Source organism: Lentilactobacillus parakefiri (genome assembly GCF_002157585.1).
GTDB classification, from domain to species: domain Bacteria; phylum Bacillota; class Bacilli; order Lactobacillales; family Lactobacillaceae; genus Lentilactobacillus; species Lentilactobacillus parakefiri.
On the sequence record NZ_BDGB01000070.1, the window covers coordinates 16,283 to 34,101 of the forward strand.

At 44.4% G+C, this 17,819-nt stretch carries 16 protein-coding genes; 15 read left to right on the forward strand and 1 reads right to left on the reverse strand.

Features of this window, described 5'->3' with window-relative positions:
* Positions 1 to 329 precede the first annotated feature (329 nt).
* Entirely contained in the window at positions 330 to 2,639 is a 2,310-nt protein-coding gene (helD, locus tag LPKJCM_RS07465) for an RNA polymerase recycling motor HelD (RefSeq protein ID WP_057963364.1), read from the reverse strand.
* 183 nt (positions 2,640 to 2,822) lie between these two features.
* Here helD and LPKJCM_RS07470 point away from each other — a divergent pair, with 183 nt between their 5' ends.
* From LPKJCM_RS07470 to LPKJCM_RS07540, 15 genes are all read left to right on the forward strand, one after another.
* Positions 2,823 to 3,770, forward strand: coding sequence for an NAD(P)-dependent oxidoreductase (locus tag LPKJCM_RS07470; RefSeq protein WP_057963365.1), 948 nt, complete (start codon positions 2,823 to 2,825; stop codon positions 3,768 to 3,770).
* Between the two features lie 269 nt (positions 3,771 to 4,039).
* Entirely contained in the window at positions 4,040 to 5,056 is a 1,017-nt protein-coding gene (trpS, locus tag LPKJCM_RS07475) for a tryptophan--tRNA ligase (protein WP_057963366.1), read from the forward strand.
* 23 nt (positions 5,057 to 5,079) lie between these two features.
* Entirely contained in the window at positions 5,080 to 6,012 is a 933-nt protein-coding gene (locus tag LPKJCM_RS07480; RefSeq protein WP_057963367.1) for a Ppx/GppA family phosphatase, read from the forward strand.
* A gap of 217 nt (positions 6,013 to 6,229) precedes the next feature.
* Positions 6,230 to 7,480, forward strand: a complete 1,251-nt coding sequence (locus LPKJCM_RS07485) for a hydroxymethylglutaryl-CoA reductase, degradative (RefSeq protein WP_057963368.1) — start codon at positions 6,230 to 6,232, stop codon at positions 7,478 to 7,480.
* A gap of 9 nt (positions 7,481 to 7,489) precedes the next feature.
* Positions 7,490 to 8,461, forward strand: a complete 972-nt coding sequence (locus LPKJCM_RS07490; protein ID WP_057963369.1) for a hypothetical protein — start codon at positions 7,490 to 7,492, stop codon at positions 8,459 to 8,461.
* Between the two features lie 23 nt (positions 8,462 to 8,484).
* The gene (locus tag LPKJCM_RS07495) at positions 8,485 to 9,201 is read left to right on the forward strand and encodes an NAD-dependent protein deacylase (RefSeq protein WP_057963370.1); all 717 of its coding nucleotides are present in this window, start codon (positions 8,485 to 8,487) and stop codon (positions 9,199 to 9,201) included.
* Positions 9,202 to 9,221: 20 nt separating this feature from the next.
* On the forward strand, positions 9,222 to 10,070 hold the full coding sequence (locus LPKJCM_RS07500) for a DUF72 domain-containing protein (protein ID WP_057963371.1): 849 nt from the start codon (positions 9,222 to 9,224) through the stop codon (positions 10,068 to 10,070).
* A gap of 330 nt (positions 10,071 to 10,400) precedes the next feature.
* Entirely contained in the window at positions 10,401 to 12,428 is a 2,028-nt protein-coding gene (gene metG / locus LPKJCM_RS07505; protein ID WP_057963372.1) for a methionine--tRNA ligase, read from the forward strand.
* Positions 12,429 to 12,534: 106 nt separating this feature from the next.
* Positions 12,535 to 13,311 carry a TatD family hydrolase gene (locus tag LPKJCM_RS07510; RefSeq protein ID WP_057963373.1) on the forward strand — a complete coding sequence of 259 codons (777 nt, stop codon included), beginning with the start codon at positions 12,535 to 12,537 and terminating at the stop codon, positions 13,309 to 13,311.
* The gene (gene rnmV / locus LPKJCM_RS07515) at positions 13,308 to 13,874 is read left to right on the forward strand and encodes a ribonuclease M5 (protein ID WP_057963374.1); all 567 of its coding nucleotides are present in this window, start codon (positions 13,308 to 13,310) and stop codon (positions 13,872 to 13,874) included. Before LPKJCM_RS07510 ends, rnmV begins: the two co-directional genes overlap by 4 nt.
* Positions 13,867 to 14,757, forward strand: coding sequence for a 16S rRNA (adenine(1518)-N(6)/adenine(1519)-N(6))-dimethyltransferase RsmA (gene rsmA, locus LPKJCM_RS07520; RefSeq protein WP_057963375.1), 891 nt, complete (start codon positions 13,867 to 13,869; stop codon positions 14,755 to 14,757). Before rnmV ends, rsmA begins: the two co-directional genes overlap by 8 nt.
* A gap of 97 nt (positions 14,758 to 14,854) precedes the next feature.
* Positions 14,855 to 15,103: a Veg family protein gene (locus LPKJCM_RS07525; RefSeq protein WP_057963376.1), complete on the forward strand. Its 249-nt coding sequence runs from the start codon at positions 14,855 to 14,857 to the stop codon at positions 15,101 to 15,103.
* A 149-nt stretch (positions 15,104 to 15,252) separates the two neighbouring features.
* Positions 15,253 to 16,125, forward strand: a complete 873-nt coding sequence (ispE, locus tag LPKJCM_RS07530) for a 4-(cytidine 5'-diphospho)-2-C-methyl-D-erythritol kinase (RefSeq protein ID WP_057963377.1) — start codon at positions 15,253 to 15,255, stop codon at positions 16,123 to 16,125.
* A 144-nt stretch (positions 16,126 to 16,269) separates the two neighbouring features.
* Positions 16,270 to 16,953, forward strand: a complete 684-nt coding sequence (locus LPKJCM_RS07535) for a metal ABC transporter ATP-binding protein (RefSeq protein WP_057963378.1) — start codon at positions 16,270 to 16,272, stop codon at positions 16,951 to 16,953.
* The gene (locus LPKJCM_RS07540) at positions 16,946 to 17,749 is read left to right on the forward strand and encodes a metal ABC transporter permease (RefSeq protein WP_057963379.1); all 804 of its coding nucleotides are present in this window, start codon (positions 16,946 to 16,948) and stop codon (positions 17,747 to 17,749) included. Before LPKJCM_RS07535 ends, LPKJCM_RS07540 begins: the two co-directional genes overlap by 8 nt.
* Positions 17,750 to 17,819: the final 70 nt, after the last annotated feature.

A 17,819-nucleotide genomic window follows, 5' to 3' on the forward strand; every position in this document is an offset into this window, starting at 1 on the left:
TGGAGCGTTTAGCAAGTACACCATAAGCCATCCAGACGGAAACCGAGTCAGGTTTTCGGCTGGATGGCTTATGGTGTACTTGCTGCTCCAAATTGCACGTTTCAACAAAGTAAAAGCAAAGAGAATGCGGAAACCGAGTCAGGTTTTCGGCTGGATGGCTTATGGGTTACTTGCTGCTCCAAATCGCACGTTTCAGCAAACAAAAAGTGACAACGCGACTGTAAAACGCGTCTTCCACAATTTACTGAAACCAAAAACTGGGGCTGTGATCAAAAGTTAATTTAATCACAGCCCCAGTTCCTCATTTAATGATTGGCTATCTTTCTACATCACTTGCGAATCTTTTTCTCGATTTTAATTTTGCGATCAGTCAAGCTCTCATCTGAAATTAGTGGTGTCACATCACCCAAACTGATCAGGGTTAAATGGTGCATGGCTCGGGTGATAATCGTGTATAGGGTGCCGAGCAAACTTTCATCCGGATAGTTTTTCTCGGAGGTATCCCAAGCAATCACAGAATCAAATTCCAAGCCCTTTGCCAAATAGATTGGCAATACCAAAATGCCCTTTGGCAGTGTTCTGTCAGCATCCTGTAGTAAAGTCACGTTCCCTAGGGCATGCAGCTTTTCATAAACCTGTTGGGCTTCCGTCATATTTTTGGTTAAAATCGCAACGGTCGCGTATTGGGCCTGCTGGTCGGTAATCACCTTACGAAGCTGTTTAATGCCGTCATTGAAGTCGGATGTTAGAACTAATTCTGGGATGTCGCCGGGACGGGTAAACGCCTCAATGTCATCCCCATTCGGCAAAATCGATTTAGCAAAGTTGGTAATCGGCAGCGTTGAACGATATGACCGCATCAAACTGATGAGTCGTGACCGACGAACATGGAAGGCAGCGTTTAATTTATCAAGAATTTCTTTCGGCTGTTCAACGTCCTTGAACAGTGCCTGCTCACTGTCACCCAGCAATGTCCACTTAGTCTTTGGGAATGCGTAACGTAGATATTTGAGCTGAGCAACTGAATAATCCTGCATTTCATCAACGAACAGGTATTTCATGGTGTTATTTTGGCCGCTGTTACACATGTAGTCGCGCATATAAAGCAATGGGGCACAATCGTCAAGCTTAATGGCGTGAAACTCAATCGAATGATTAAATTCATCAACCGACTGCAGCCATTGGGGCGTTTCAATTGTTTGCGGCAGGTCAACTTTTTTCAAGAAGTCGCCATATTGCAGGTAAGCGTCAAAGAAGTTATCGTTAAAAATCGCATCATAGACGACCCGCAGCCGAGCACTAACAATTTTTCTGGCAATAAAGAATCGCTCGGCATCTTCGTTTTGGAACTTGCCAAGTTCCTTGCCGGCCAATAGATCGTGGTATTGCTCATTACTCATTTGATCGATTTCGTCATTAACCCAATCGGCTTTGGTTTCATCATCAATTCGGCGTTTTAAGCGTTTGATCAATTCATTCTTGGTGTGCAAAAAGCGGTCATATACCTTGGCAGCCTTTGGAAAGCTGTCGAAAATATCTTGAATTTCCTGCTTGGAAAAGAAGATCGAGTCATTGAAAATAATATCGCTGAAGAAGATTTGGGATGGCTGCAGGTTGTCGCAGTATTCCTGAACTTCATCCATAAATTTAGCAGACTCCTTGAACCCACGGACCAATCGCTGTTGTTCAGTCAATTTCCCGTCAGTTTCATATCGTTCAAACAAACTTTGAACGTTTAGCCCTTTCAGACGGTTATCGATAAATTCATCAAAGGTGACCTGGCGCATATTCCGCTCACCCAGACTGGGGAGAACTTCGGAAATATAGTGGCTGAACAGTTTATTAGGCGAAAACAAAATAATTTGATCCGCTTCCAAGGTATCGCGGCTATGATACAGTAAAAAGGCAATGCGCTGCAGAATAGCGGACGTTTTACCTGAGCCGGCGACCCCTTGGACGACCAGCAAATGACTGGTGGTGTCCCGAATAATATCGTTTTGTTCATGCTGGATGGTGGCGACGATGTTTTGCATATACTCATCATTTTGTTCGCCCAAGGCACTTTGAAGCATTTCATCACCAACGGTTTCGTTGGTATCAAACATGTTGCGGATATCGCCATCGACAATCTGAAATTGACGCTTCTTTTTTAAATTAGTCAATTGGCGGCCCATCGGCGTGTCGTAAGCGACCTCGCCCAACGTACCATTGTAGTAAACACTGGAAATGGGTGCCCGCCAGTCGTACACCAAAAACTCACCGTCCTCATTTTCGAATGAGGCGATGCCAATGTACAATTTTTCTGTTTGATCTTCACCATCGTCTTGGATATCAATCCGGCCAAAGTACGGTGATTTTTTTAAATCTTTGAGCGTGGAAAGTTGGGTTTTTAAAATACTTTCATTTTCAGTTAAGCGAGAAACCAATCCGCGCTGCTGTTGGAGTTCGGCACTGGTTTCAATTCGATCATCGACCTCAAAGTAATTCACTGAGGTATTGTCGGAATAGGTTTGTTGAACCTTTTTGGTTTCTGCGTGGGCGCGGTTAAATTCATCATCGGTGCTGATAATTTTTTGATCAATTTTAGCAACCACTTCATCCACCCGTGACTGTTCGATTTTCTTTTCGTTATTTTCCAAAAGGGTTCCTCCATTCGGATTCGACTCGACTGTGAATTAAGCATGCTTCGACAATTTTAGTTGGAATTAACACCATTGTCAATTGTGTTGCCCCTGAATGTGGTATAGGGACTTTTCTTTGTTTGAGCCAGGTTGAAGCGTATACTTTTTGTTGAGATCAAAACGAATGAAAGGGATGTAAAAATGAAAATTCTCGACTTATTTAATTTAACCGGTGAACAACGGGCCAAACTCGAATCACTTGGTGAGGTGCAGGTTATTGAACCGGCGGAGTTGAATGACAACAATATTAAAAATATCAATGGTATCTATGGTTGGAATAAAAAGGCCCAAAACGTGCTGGGACAATCGACTGAGTTGAAATTTGTGCAGTCCAACTCTGCTGGGGTGGACTACATGCCACTGAGCGACTTCGCTGACAAAGGCATTACGTTAACCAACGTTAGCGGCATTCATGCCGAACCGATTAGTGAGATGGTTGTGGCATACGTTCTAGCCTTTGCCAGGGGAATTGTCACCAGTCAAGCTGCCCGCCGTGATCAAAAATGGATTGGCGATCAAGTTCGAATGCAGAATTATACGATCAAGAATCGAACGGCAGTCATTTTTGGGACTGGTCATATTGGCCGGGCGATTGCTGAGAAGCTACAAGCCTTTGGCACCAGAACGGTTGGGGTTAGTCGTCATGGCAAACCGGTGGCTCATTTTGACCAGGTCGTCGGTGACCAAAAGGGGGTTCTTCAGGCTGCCAAGGCTGATTTTGTTATTAATATCATGCCATTGACCCCAACAACCCGTTATTTCTTCAATCAGGCCTTCTTTGATCAAATGACCAATCAGCCAATTTTCATTAATGTCGGTCGCGGCCCTTCGGTGGACACTAAGGCGTTGATTGCGGCGTTGGATCAACATCAATTGGCGGGCGCCGGACTGGACGTTTTTGAATCAGAACCATTGCCAAGTGACTCACCGCTTTGGGGGATGGAGAATGTCATTTTAACCCCACATATTTCCGGTGGTTTCCAAGAATATGGTGATGAGGCATTTGCCATTTTGTATCAAAATATTGCCAGCTTTATTCAGACTGGTGAGGCTGCCATCAATAAAGTTGATTTATCTGCAGGATACTAGGCAAAACTTCCCGTATTTTACCCGCAAACAGGGTTTACTTTTTAGCGGTTTATCAGTAAAATTAGATTGTTATTAAAAACTGAGTAGAATCGTCAACAACAGAGAGGCTGACCTGCTGAAAACAGCTGTGACGAAACGAATTGGAGCGTAAAAGGGTGACACCCATATCGTCTCGAGCGGTAACTTGATATAAGTTACAATTTAGGTGGTACCACGTATAAGCGTCCTATTGTTAAATCAATAGGGCGTTTTTTGAAAGGATGGTTACAATGACGAAAAAAATTATTTTGACAGGTGACAGACCCACGGGCAAGCTACATATCGGCCATTATGTGGGTTCATTAAAGAACCGGGTTGAACTTCAAAATTCCGGAGATTATGAAACATTCATCATGATCGCTGATATGCAGGCACTGACTGACAATGCCCGTGATCCTGAAAAGATCCGTCACAGCTTGATCCAAGTGGCATTGGACTATTTGGCAGTCGGCATTGACCCGCAAAAGTCGACCATTTTGGTTCAGTCACAAATTCCAGCCTTGCCAGAGTTGACGCAGCACTATTCCAATTTAGTGACCGTTTCCCGGTTAAATCGGAATCCAACGGTTAAGAATGAAATTAGACAAAAGAAGTTCGGCCAAAGTGTGCCGGTTGGCTTTGCCATGTATCCAATTAGTCAGGCTGCTGATATTACCGCTTTTAAGGCGACAACCGTTCCTGTCGGTGATGACCAAGAGCCAATGTTGGAGCAAACCAGAGAAATTGTTCGGATCTTCAATTCTGTCTACAATGACGACATTTTGGTTGAACCGGAAGGCTACTTCCCACCAAAAGGAATGGGAAGAATCCCCGGCCTTGATGGCAACGCCAAGATGAGTAAATCTTTGGGGAATGCGATTTATCTTGCTGACGATGAAGACACCATTCAAAAAAAGGTCATGTCAATGTATACCGACCCCAATCACATTCACGTTGAAGATCCGGGTCAAGTTGAGGGCAACACCGTCTTCACCTACTTGGATATTTTTGATTCAGACAAACCAAAAGTTCAGGAACTAAAAGATCAGTACAGCCATGGTGGCCTTGGAGATGTTAAGATTAAGCGTTACTTGAACGATGTCTTACAAGCTGAATTAAAACCAATTCGTGAACGCCGTCAACGGTACGCAGAAGATGAACAGGGTGTTTACCAGATTCTCAAAAAGGGCAGCGAACGCGCTAACGAGGTTGCCAATCAAACCCTTAAAGAAGTTCGCGATGCAATTGGCATTAACTATTTTGACTAATATGTCCAGAAAGGGTGGCAGGGATGGAAAACCTTGTAATTTTGGATATTGGTTCCAATTCGGTCAGAATGGCAATTAATCAAATTTCTGATGATGGCAGTTATCGCGAAATCAAACGGATTAAAAGTGACAGTCGTCTTTCTGAAGGCATGGGTAGGGGGAAGGTTCTTCAATCTGCGGCAATGGAACGAACAATTAAGTCACTTTTGGACTTTAAACGAATTTATTCACAGTACGAGGCCAAGCGCGTTGTTGGGATTGCCACGGCCGCCGTTCGCCAGGCTAAAAACCAAGCCAAGTTTCTAAAGGCCGTTCAAGATCGAATTGGCATTTCACTAGAAGTTCTTTCAGGTAATCAAGAAGCTTATTATGATTACTTGGGCGTGATTAACCGACTCGGTATCAAGAATTGCCTGATTTTAGATATCGGTGGCGCCAGTTGTGAGTTAATTCGGGTCAATGATGGGGAAAGTTCAAACCTCACCAGTATTCCGATTGGGGCAGTCAACATTACTGAAAGATACCATTTAAATGATAATATTACTGGTGCCAACTTATTTAACGCACAGGTTAATATTAGAAAGATCTATTCAAGAATTGATTGGTTAAACCGGGCAGCTCACCAGCCACTCGTTCTTTTAGGGGGTGCCAATCGAACGTTGGCCAGAATTAATCGGCGTCGTCAAAATATGGTGCGAATTGATGCCATTCATGGCTATCATTTAACTGCCGAACAGGTTAATCGAACTTACCTGAATTTGTTGAAGGGTAACGTCAATCGGCGCCGAAAAATTCAGGGCCTCGAACACGACCGTGCCGATATTATCGTCGGCGGGCTTTTGCCGTTAATTGTTTTGATGGACAAAATTGAGGCCAAGAAAGTGTTGTTTTCAGAAAGTGGTGTCAGGGAAGGCATCATTACTGAATATATTCAAAAGGAATATGGCACCAAGTAGAGTGGGACATAAAGCGGTTAGTTTCCAGAATATAAGCAAGAAATCCGAATATCCCGGGCTTGGATATTTGGATTTCTTGCTTATATGGCCGGAAACTGCTTTATTTCCCACGTTTCAGCAATATAGTAGGCGTAGTCGAACTCACAAAGTAGGGGTCGGACAGCAAATAATTTTGTTTCACCCTCTTTGGCCCCTCCAGCAGATTGATGGTGATATGATGGAAAATAAATGGGATCATTTTTATAAGAAATCTTATGAAGAACGTCTTAAGATGATTGCTGAAGCCACTCATTTATCAGCGGCTCAATTGACCCTGCTTCGGCAGCAGTTGAACCCGGTATCTGGAGAATTAGTTGAAAATAATTTAGTGGACTATTCGCTTCCAGAAGGAATTGCGGTTGGCCTGGTTGTCAACGGCCAAGAACATTTGGTGCCGATGGTCACGGAAGAACCGTCGGTGATCGCTGCTGCCAGTAATGGTGCTAAACTATTGTCAGCTGGTGAGGGAATAAAGTGTCGGTGTTCTGATAAATTGGTGAGCGGTCAAATAATTGTTAAGGGTGCCGATCCAGATCAGGTCACCAAGTTTGTCCGTGATCATCATCAGCAGCTCATTCAAATTGCCAACCAAAGTCATCCAAGTATTCTAAACTATGGCGGTGGCGCTAAACGGCTTGATGTCCGGGTCCTCTCCAATCAGTTCCTGTCGGTCGATTTGCTGGTTGATACCGGAGAGGCGATGGGGGCTAATATCGTCAATACGATGTTGGAAGCCGCGTCAAACTGGCTTTCCGATCAACTGGCCGTTGAAACCACGATGGCAATTTTGACAAATTTTGCCGATCATGCACTGGTTAAGGTCACCGGCACGGTTGCGGTCTCCAAATTAGCCACCAAATCGTTGTCTGGCAGTCGAGTAGCCCAGAAGATCGCCGATGCCAGCGAAGTTGCTCAGTTGGATATCCAACGGGCAACAACGCATAACAAGGGGATTATGAATGGTGTTGACGCTGCTGTGATCGCTTTTGGAAACGATTGGCGGGCGGTTGAAAGTGCTGCGCATGCCTTTGCAGCGCGGGGGGATTCTTATCAGGGATTGAGCAAGTGGCGAGTTGTGAACGACCAGCTGGTGGGTCAAATGACGCTGCCAGTCCCGATCGGATTTGTCGGCGGTGCCAGTAAGGTTTTGCCATTAGTCGGCATTAACAAGCAGATTGCACAGCTTCATAACTCTCGAGAGGAAATGCAGGTGGTCGCAGCAATCGGCTTAGCTCAGAATCTGGCTGCCCTAAAAGCCCTGGTAACCGAGGGGATTCAAAAGGGCCATATGAACCTTCAACTGAGATCCCTCGCCCTTTCAAACGGTGCAACCGTCAAAGAGCTGCCAGCCGTTGTTAAACAACTTGGCACGGTTCATAATCCTAATTCACAAACAGTTAAAGAAATCTTGAAAACAATTCGCAGATAGGAGAAGAGAATGGATAACAATATTGATATCGAGTTAAATAAAGACGTTCACGGCTTGATTGACGCCGTTAATAACTTCTTCCCGGGGAAGGTCACCGTTACCTTCATTGGCCAACTGCAATCCGGATACGTTAGGCACGATCAGGCCCAAACCGTTCAAGACGGTAAGAATGTCATTGTTCAGATTGCCGATTTAAGTGCACCCAACTATACGGCTTCACACGAACTGTTGCATTTATTGATGGTTCTTCGCGGCTTTCCACAGGTCTTTTATTCACTCACGACCGGCGATGATACCCTGGATGAACAGTTAAAAATGATGGGCACTGAGCTCTACGACATCGTCTCGCACTTCGTGGTGGTTTCCGAACAACGTAAGCACAACCTGATCGATGATGAGATCGAAGGCATGTACCTCAAAGGGGTTTACGCAACCATTAAACCTGAGCCCAAGCCCCTGGACGATCAGATGATGCTGCGGTTAACCACGTTACTGGACGCACTGGTCTTTTATGGCGAGGGGATCGATAAAGTTGCCGATAAATTCAAGCAGGATTTCCCGATTTCATTTGAAGCAGCCAAAAAGCTCTATCAAGTCATTACCGACAAACCAACTGATTCACCGTTTGGTCTGCGACGTAACGTTGTGAAGCTATTTAAAGCCTTTGACGAACAATTAAAGGACTGGGAACTGCCAGCGCTGCATAACACGGAATTCACAACGCTGACCAGTGTTTTGTCCGAGCGTCAGCTGGGGTTAAAAGTGAAACAGTTATTTGAAATTTATCACTCCGATCTAGTTGAGGTTAACAGCAACACCAAGGGTTACGTTGGTTTCAATCGAGTGGATGATCAGAATTCGTTCGTTCTGGCCAATCCCAAAGGCAACCAGGATGATCCAGCCTTTTTCAAAGCGGTTTATGATAAAAGTGTCAAGCAGTTGTTTGATGATCTTAAAATGCCTTATATCGTTCGCAAATAATGAACTTTTAAAGGAGGAATACGATGATTGATTCAGAATTGCAAACTGAGTTTGATAACGCAAAAAGAATTGTCTTTCTGACCGGTGCCGGCGTTTCAACGGCCTCGGGGATTCCTGACTATCGTTCAAAGAACGGGCTGTATACCAATGATAAATCTGACAAACCCGCTGAATATTATTTAAGTACCGATTGTCTTCGCGGTGAGCCCAAGGTTTTTTGGGAATACGAAAAGTCGAATATGTATTACCCGGATGCTAAGCCGAACGTGATTCATGAGCGTCAAGCTGAATTCACCCAAAAGCGCAATGCGGTCGTCGTGACGCAAAATATTGACAGTTTGTATCGTAAGGCGAATACGCAGCATTTAGTTGAGTTTCATGGCAATCTGTACAACGTATACTGTCAAAAGTGCCATAAAAAGTTCGATTACAAAGACTATTTAAAGAGTATGTATCATGAAAATTGCGGTGGCATCTTGCGGCCGGACATCGTGTTGTATGGTGAGGGACTTGACCCAGTCGCAATTTCCAAGAGTGTTGAGGCTGTATCTAAAGCCGATCTAATTGTGATTGTCGGCACTTCAATGCGGGTATACCCGTTTGCCGGCTTGATTGATTATCGTTCTCAAAACGCCAAGGTTTTGGCAGTAAATGAGGAGCCGCTGCAGTTTGGTTTTCCATTTACGATGGTCAAAGAAAATGCCGTTGATTTCTTTAGCGATTTAACAGTCACTGTCTAAGCATTCAGGAGGTGGGTTGATTGATTACCATTGGGTTAACCACGTTTTCGGAGCACCCCTCATTGATTGATGGTGCGAAACGCAAAGTCCGCTTAACTGAATATAGTGGGCATTTTCCGGTTGTTGAACTGGACACACCGTTTTATGCGATTCCAAAGGTTGAGGCTGTGACTAACTGGCAAAAACAAGTTCCCAAGAATTTTCAATTTATTTTGAAAGCTAACCGGGTCATGACAATGCACGATCAGGGCAGCGCCGATCCGGTAGATAATGAGCAGCGTTTTTCGGCTTTCAGTGAGTATAAGCGGGCGATTGCACCCCTGATGGCTGCCGGTCAACTCAAGGCAATTTTGTTTCAATTTCCACCGTATTTTGCAAGGAAGATTGCGACGATTCAGTATCTAAGACGGATTAGCCAGTTGATGGCGGGGTATCCCGTTGCCGTAGAGTTTCGCAACTCAACTTGGTATGGAGAGGAGATTACCGATGACGTTGCCGGCTATCTAAAGGAATTGGGAATGACGCTGGTGGCGGTGGATGAACCTCACACGACCAATGCGGGCGTACCGTTTGAACCACGTGTGACCACAGATAGTTTAGCGTTATTGCGACTACACGGCAGAAACGTCAAGGGCTGGACAGAGCAGTCGGCGGATTGGCGGGGAAAACGGACGTTGTACCGCTATTCTGGTGAGGAACTAGCCGATTTTAGAAAAGTGGTTTTGAATCTCGATCAGCAGGCTAAGGAAGTTTGCATTATCTTTAACAACAATAGTGGCGGTGATGCAGCGGATAATGCTTTACAGCTGAAGAAGATGCTGGGCATTGAATTTGGTGGTTTGTCGCCGGTGCAGATGGATTTGTTTTGAATGAGTGCGATACGGAGCGGTTAGCAACCGGAGGCTAAGGGTGGTCGGGTGAAAATCATTTTGATTTTTACCCGGCGGCCCTTAGGTGCAGGTTGCTGCTCCGTTGAGCACGTTACCACTAGGTAAAAGCAAACCGACACCAAGTTGCTGCTCCAGTCAGCACGTTACCACTAGGTGAAAGTAAACCCACCACCGATTCAAAGCAATATGTAACTTCGACACAGAGCCATCTCACCCCAAAATCCAATTCCCATCGCCATTCCAAAAAATATTTGCTATACTGGATTGTAATATCCTAAAGAATAATTAAGCATGAAAAGAGGACCTTTCATGGCAGAAAGTAAGCCAACATTTTATATCACAACACCAATTTATTATCCATCCGGGAAGCTACATATTGGCAATTCCTATACAACGATTGCCTGTGATGCCGAAGCGCGTTTCAAGCGGGCGATGGGCTATGATGTTTTCTTCCTTACGGGGACGGATGAGCACGGACTGAAAATTGAACAAAAAGCTGAACAGCTGGGCATGTCACCAAAAGACTACGTCGATAAAATGGCTGCTTCAATCAAACAACTTTGGAAAAAACTGGAAATTTCTAATACGAAATTTATTCGAACCACTGATGACTACCACGAGAAGGCAGTGGCGGATATCTTCCAGAAATTACTGGATAATGGCGACATTTATCTGGGCGAATATACTGGATGGTATTCCGTATCCGACGAAGAATACTTTACTGAAAGCCAGCTTGCCGAAGTCTATCGAGATGAAAACGGCAAGGTGACTGGCGGTAAAGCACCTAGTGGTCACGAAGTTCAATTGGTTCACGAACAGTCGTATTTCTTCAAAATGAGTAAATATGCTGATTGGCTGTTGCAATATTATAAGGATCACCCTGATTTCATTCAGCCGGCAACCCGGATGAACGAAATGATCAAAAACTTTATTGAACCCGGGTTGGAAGACCTGGCCGTTTCTCGGACAACTTTTACCTGGGGCGTGCCGGTTAAGTCGGATCCAAAGCATGTCGTTTATGTTTGGATTGATGCGTTGACCAACTATATCACCGCTTTGGGTTATGATGGCAAGGACGACAGTAACTTTAAGAAGTACTGGCCAGCCAATGTCCAAATGGTGGGGAAAGAAATTGTCCGTTTCCATACCATCTACTGGCCAATTATTCTCCATGCCTTGGGTCTGCCGCTGCCTAAAACCGTTTATGGTCATGGTTGGCTGTTGATGAAAGACGGCAAAATGTCCAAATCTAAGGGCAATGTCATTTACCCTGAGACCTTAGTTGACCGTTATGGTTTGGATGCGCTGCGTTATTACTTGCTTCGGGCAATGCCTTATGCCAATGATGGGTTATTTACACCGGAAGACTTCATTGACCGATTGAACTTTGATTTGGCCAACGACCTTGGTAACTTATTGAACCGAACGGTTTCTATGATTAACAAATATGACGACGGTGTCTTGCCCGCTTATCACGCCGACATCAATGAAGCCGACAATGAATTGGAAGAGACGGCCGCAACTGTCATTGCTAATTACAAGCAATTGATGAACGATTTGCACTTCTCTGATGCTTTGGCCGAGACTTGGAAATTGGTAGCTCAGACCAACAAATATATCGATCAAACGGAACCATGGAATTTGGCAAAAAAGCCTGATGATAAGGTTAAGCTCGATGCCGTAATGGCCCATTTGGCTGCCGGATTACGAGTCATCGCCGAATTAATCAGTCCTGTTATGACCCACGCACCCAAAGAAATTTTTGCTCAGCTGGGGATTAAAGAGGCCATTGACCTTGAAGGGCTGAAGTTTGAGGACGTTCCTGCCGGCGTTAAAGCCGTTTCCAAGGGGACGCCAATCTTCCCACGGGTTGAAGTTGATGATGAGGTCGATTACATCAAGCAGCAAATGACCAAGACCGATAAAGCCAAGGGCCGGGCTGCCATGCAAAAAGCGGCTGAGGCTGACTTTGATCCGGAAACAACTAATCTGAATTTGACTAAGAAAGAAGTCCGTTTTGACGCCTTCGAAAAGATTGAGCTCAAGGTTGCCGAAATTAAGGACGTTAACAAGGTTGAAGGGGCTGACAAACTGCTTCAATTCCGGTTGGATGCCGGCGATGATGGTGATCGCCAAATTTTATCGGGAATCGCTGAGTGGTATCCAGATTATCAACAGTTAATTGGTAAAAAAGTGATCATTGTGTCGAACTTAAAACCACGAAAAATGCGGGGTCAGGTCAGCCAGGGAATGTTATTGTCCGTTGAACATAAGGACGGAAACGTTGAGCTGGTGACTGTCGGCTCTCACTTGGAAAATGGGGTCACACTGGAATAAAGCCCCAATTTGTGGCAAAGTAAACATTGTGAGAGACTAGGGATTGGCAACAAGACGCGAGTTTTGTCACAATCCCTATTTCTATTTAAAAAGTTTGGAGCAAATAATGAAAATTTTTGATTCACACACCCATTTGAATGACGAACACCTCTATTCAAACGCCGACCAATATTTCAAGCATGCACAAAACTTGGGAGTCGTTAAGCTTGCTAATGTCGGGTCCAACCAACAGTTGAACGATCGTTCCTTGGCATTAGCGGCAAAATATCCTGATATGTACTCAATTATCGGCTGGCACCCAGAAGATTCAATCAATTATCACGAACCGCAAGAGCAGCTGCTGATTGAACAGCTGCAGAGTCACAAAGTCGTTGCATTGGGTGAAATTGGCTTGGATTATCATCAAACAAGTTCGCCGAGGGATGTTCAAAAACGCGTTTTTAAACGCCAAATTGACATTGCCAAGCAACTTCATCTGCCAATTTCGGTTCATAATCGGGATGCTTTTGAGGACACTTATGCCATCCTAAAAGAAATGGATGTTTCCGGTATCCGAGGGGTGATGCATAGCTTTAATGGTGATCCCGAATGGCTAAAGAAATTTTTAGACTTGGGGATGCTGGTGTCATATAGCGGTGTCGCCAGTTTTAAGAAAACACATGAAGTTCATGATGCCGTGCGGCAAACCCCGTTCGACAGCATGTTGGTGGAAACTGACGCGCCTTACTTGTCACCGGAACCGTTGCGTGGCAAACAAAACGAGCCCGCTTATTCGCTTTACACCGTAGAAGCATTGGCTCGAATTTGTGATGTTAATCCGGATGTGATCGCAGCGCATACCTATCAAAATACGATGCGCCTATTTGGAATCGAGGAATCATGAAAAAAATTAAAGAAGTGATTGTCGTTGAAGGCAAAGACGACACCAAACGAATTCAACGAGCAGTCGACGCCGACACTATTGAAACGCGTGGCTCGGCGATTCCAGAAGAAACGCTGAACCTCATCAAAAAGGTCGCCCAAACTCGTGGGATTATTGTCTTTACTGATCCGGATTTTTCCGGTGAAAAAATCCGTAAAGTTATTTCTGGAGAAGTTCCCAACGCCAAACATGCTTTTATTACCAAGAAGCAGGGCGTGCCCAGCCGATCCGACGGGTCGCTTGGTGTTGAGCACGCCAGTGTTGAATCGATCCGTGAAGCCTTGAGTCAGGTTTACACTGAAGATGACGCTGCCGGCGAATTGATTTCAAAAGCAGAGTTGATGAAATACGGCCTGATGGGGAACCCAAGTGCCAAAAAACGGCGGGAACGACTGGGTGAAATTTTGCGAATCGGATACGTTAACGGAAAACAGCTGCAGCACCGCCTTAGAATGTTTGGAATCAAACACGATGCTTTTTTAGCTGCTGTTGAACAGATTAACCAGGAGGAAGCTAATGACTGAATACCCACAGATTGCCAGTCCAACCCGGACCCAAGCAATTTTGAATCGTTATCATTTATCTGCCAAGAAGAGTTTGGGACAAAATTTCCTAATCGATTTGGGTGTCCTGGATAACATTGTTGAGGCAGCCGAGATTACCAAGGCTGACAACGTGATTGAAATTGGACCCGGAATTGGGGGACTCACTGAGCAGCTGGCCAAGGCTGCCCACAAGGTAGTGGCCTTTGAAATCGATGCTAACTTGCTGCCGGTTCTGGATGAAACACTGGCGCCCTATGACAATATCGAAATTATTAATCAAGATATTCTCAAGGCCAACTTGCCCAAAATCATTGATGAGGTCTTTGATGCCGGAAAGCCACTCAAAGTGGTGGCCAATTTGCCTTATTACATTACAACCCCAATTGTGATGGACTTAATCACTGGAGGGACGCACTTTGATACCATAGTGGTAATGATGCAAAAAGAAGTGGCTGAGCGGCTGAATGCTAAGCCATCAACAAAACCCTATGGATCATTATCCGTGATCGTCCAAGAATTGAATCAGGTTGAGATTTCATTCATTGTTCCTAAAACCGCCTTTATTCCACAACCTAAAGTCGATTCCGCTATTGTTAAATTAACTCCTAAAAGTAAAAGGCCGGTTGAGCCTTTTGATCAGAAGGCTTTTATCAGTTTTGTCCGCGGCTGTTTTATGCATCAGCGAAAGACGCTCTGGAATAATTTGCAGGGAATTTTTGGTAAAACTGGAGAGGTTAAGTCAGCCATTAAAGAGGTTTTGGCTGCTGTAAATATTGATGCAGGTGTTCGGCCTGAAAGCCTGACTGTCGACCAGTTTGTGAACCTTGCTAACACCTGTCATACTTTGAAAAATTTAATCTAAATATTAGTGTTTTATTATTGCCAGATGGATAAAATTATGGTAAAAATTGCATTTCTATTACTCTTATGATATAATTAGCTATCGTGAGGTGAGTAGAATGCCAGTGACTTTATCTGTTATCAAGCATAAGATGGACGATCATATCGGCCAGCACGTCCTTGTAACTTCTCAAATTGGGCGAAGAAAGACTACCAAACGCCAGGGGATTTTGAGGGAAACATTTCCTGCTGTTTTTGTGGTTGAATTAGATCCGGGGAAGGCTAATTTTGAGCGAGTTTCATACAGTTATACAGATATTTTAACCAAAAATATTGAAGTTGATTTTGATGCTTCTCAAGCAGTTTAGCTGTTGAATAACAAGATCTTTTGGGGCCTGTGAGGCCTTTTTATTTTGGAAACTTTTAGAGTAGACTGTCTTTTATCCGTCAATAACTGACATTTTATTAATAATTTAGTATAATTTTGTTATTAATTAAACGAAGGGGGTTGATCCAGGTGAAGCGAATCGTTAGAGCACCAGCAAAATTGAATCTTGGCTTGGATGCCCCCTTCGTTCATCCGGATGGATCGATTGAATGGCGGATGGTCATGACTTCGATTGGCCTGAGCGATCACATTCAGATTAATGCCACTAGCAGTCATTCGGCCATTCGAATCTTGTCAAACAGCGGCTTTCTGCCAAACGATCGACGAAACTTAGCGTATCAGGCTGCCCGCTTATTTTTCGACCAAGTCGGCTTTAAAGTCGGTTTGGAAATTTCGATTGAGAAAAAGATTCCCGTGGCAGCTGGACTAGGTGGCGGATCGTCAGATGCTGCTGCTGTTTTACGCGGGCTCAATGACATGTTTCAGACCGGTTTATCCTTTGAGGAATTAGCCAAAATCGGCATTCAAGTAGATTCCGATGTCCCCTATTGTGTGTACAGTCGAACGGCATTGGTCAGTGGTCGTGGAGAAACGGTTACGCCACTGCCCAAGCTTCCCAAGATGTGGTTTGTTTTGGCTAAGCCGCATGTCAGTGTGTCAACGCCTAAAATTCTCAAGCAGCTTGCAACAACGGCCGTCACCCATCCACCGATTGACGAACTGTTGGCAGGAATTGAAAATGAAGATTATGACCGGATTGTGGCTCACATTGGTAACTCACTGGAAGGGATCACCACCGCCAGCCACCCGCAAATCAACACGCTAAAATCACGCTTGATTGAATATGGTGCCGATGGTTCGCAAATGAGTGGCAGTGGACCAACCGTTTTTGGGATCTGCCGAACCGAGTCAAGAGCCCATCGGGTATACAACAGTATTTCCGGTTTCTGTAATGAAGCCTACATTTCCCAACCGGAATGTGACTCATATCCAGTTATTTAAATGACTCGAAACGGGCTGCCGACAAAGCTTAAGTTTTGTTCAAGCAGTCCTTTTAATTTGCCAACAGCGATTGACAAAAACTGAATTTAATCTAAACTAAAATAGTAATAATTACTTTTTACAAAGTTGTGGAGGGATTTTCATTTGAGTGAAACACTAATTTCGGTTGAAGATTTATCGTTAAGTTTTGCCAATCATCAAGTGCTCGCTGACCTCACTTTTGCGGTTCATCGAGGCGAGTTTCTTGGCGTGATTGGCGAAAATGGGGTGGGTAAAACCACCCTGATCAGGGTTATTTTAAACCAGCTTAAACCGTCGGCAGGGCGAATTAAGCTGGAAAACGGCTTAAAAATCGGCTACGTTCCGCAATTTCGCAACGTTGACGTTGAGTACCCATTGTCAATTGAGGATTTTATCTCACTCAATTTTACTGGTATTAAGTTGCCGTGGTTGTCCCGAAAAGAAAAACAGAAGATTCAGACCGTTATTAACCAGGTTAATCTTGAACATATCTCAAAGCGCCCACTGGGGTTGGCATCAGGGGGAGAAAAGCAGAAAGCCTATCTTGCCCAGGCGTTGATTAATGATCCCGATTTGCTGATTTTGGATGAATCAACCGCCAGTCTTGATCCCAATACTAAGCGGGAGTTGCTGGACGTGGTCAAACGACTCAATCAAACCTTGGGGCTGACGATTATTTTCGTTTCCCACGATATGCAGGTCATTCATGAATATCCGGATCACTTTCTGTGGCTGACGAAGAATGGTTACACCGCTGGGCCAATCAGTGAACTGCATAATGATTCTAAGGAGGGCGAATATGTTTAGTTTTGAATTTATGCAAAACGCCTACCTTGCGGGCACGTTGATTGCCATTGTCAGTGGGATCATGGGCGTCTTTGTTGTCGCCCGCAATATGCCTTTTATGACCCATACGCTGTCAGAAATTGGTTTTGCCGGGGCAGCCTTTGGTATTTTCGTTGGCTGGACGCCATTAAACGGGATGCTGGCATTTACCACGGTTAGTTCAATCTTAGTTGGTGAGCTGAGTGGCGCGGTGGAGTCTCGCCGTGAGTCGGTCATTAGTGCGATTTCTGGTTTATTCATTGGACTGGGGATTTTATTCTTATCGTTGTCCAATAAAAATGCCAGTTATGCAACCAACATTTTATTTGGAAGCGTCATTGGAATCAGCCGACAAGAAGTGGTTCAAATGGCATCCTTGTCTGTTTTGGTACTGATTGTCCTCTTCTTTATTTTTAGAAATCTGAAGGATGACTCATTTGACGCAGTCGGAGCCAAAACCAATCATATCCACAGTGCACTGATTTCAATTGTCTTTTTGGTGCTGTTGGCATTCAGCGTCAGTGTTGCTGCTCAGATCGTCGGCTCCTTACTGATCTTCGTCTTATTGACATTGCCGGCTGCCAGTTCAAAGTATTTTGCTCATACCGTCATTCAAATGATGCTATTAGCAATCGGCTTTGCAATCTTTGGTGTTTGGCTTGGACTTTACCTTGGCTATATCACCAACTGGCCGGTGACCTTCTTTATTGCCAGTATTGAGGCGGCCATTTATGGATTAGCACTTATTTATAATTCAATTACCAATAAGAGCCGTTAAATTTAAGTTATGATGATATTTTGCTAGATATTCCCCCGAAAGACGAACAATTATGATAAAATCAAATAGA

Excerpts from the sequence above, each read along its gene's own strand:
- LPKJCM_RS07470 (WP_057963365.1), top strand. The coding sequence starts at position 2,823 with ATGAAAATTCTCGACTTATTTAATTTAACCGGTGAACAACGGGCCAAA.
- trpS (WP_057963366.1), top strand. The coding sequence starts at position 4,040 with ATGACGAAAAAAATTATTTTGACAGGTGACAGACCCACGGGCAAGCTA.
- LPKJCM_RS07480 (WP_057963367.1), top strand. The coding sequence starts at position 5,080 with ATGGAAAACCTTGTAATTTTGGATATTGGTTCCAATTCGGTCAGAATG.
- LPKJCM_RS07485 (WP_057963368.1), top strand. The coding sequence starts at position 6,230 with ATGGAAAATAAATGGGATCATTTTTATAAGAAATCTTATGAAGAACGT.
- LPKJCM_RS07490 (WP_057963369.1), top strand. The coding sequence starts at position 7,490 with ATGGATAACAATATTGATATCGAGTTAAATAAAGACGTTCACGGCTTG.
- LPKJCM_RS07495 (WP_057963370.1), top strand. The coding sequence starts at position 8,485 with ATGATTGATTCAGAATTGCAAACTGAGTTTGATAACGCAAAAAGAATT.
- metG (WP_057963372.1), top strand. The coding sequence starts at position 10,401 with ATGGCAGAAAGTAAGCCAACATTTTATATCACAACACCAATTTATTAT.
- LPKJCM_RS07510 (WP_057963373.1), top strand. The coding sequence starts at position 12,535 with ATGAAAATTTTTGATTCACACACCCATTTGAATGACGAACACCTCTAT.
- rnmV (WP_057963374.1), top strand. The coding sequence starts at position 13,308 with ATGAAAAAAATTAAAGAAGTGATTGTCGTTGAAGGCAAAGACGACACC.
- rsmA (WP_057963375.1), top strand. The coding sequence starts at position 13,867 with ATGACTGAATACCCACAGATTGCCAGTCCAACCCGGACCCAAGCAATT.
- LPKJCM_RS07525 (WP_057963376.1), top strand. The coding sequence starts at position 14,855 with ATGCCAGTGACTTTATCTGTTATCAAGCATAAGATGGACGATCATATC.
- LPKJCM_RS07540 (WP_057963379.1), top strand. The coding sequence starts at position 16,946 with ATGTTTAGTTTTGAATTTATGCAAAACGCCTACCTTGCGGGCACGTTG.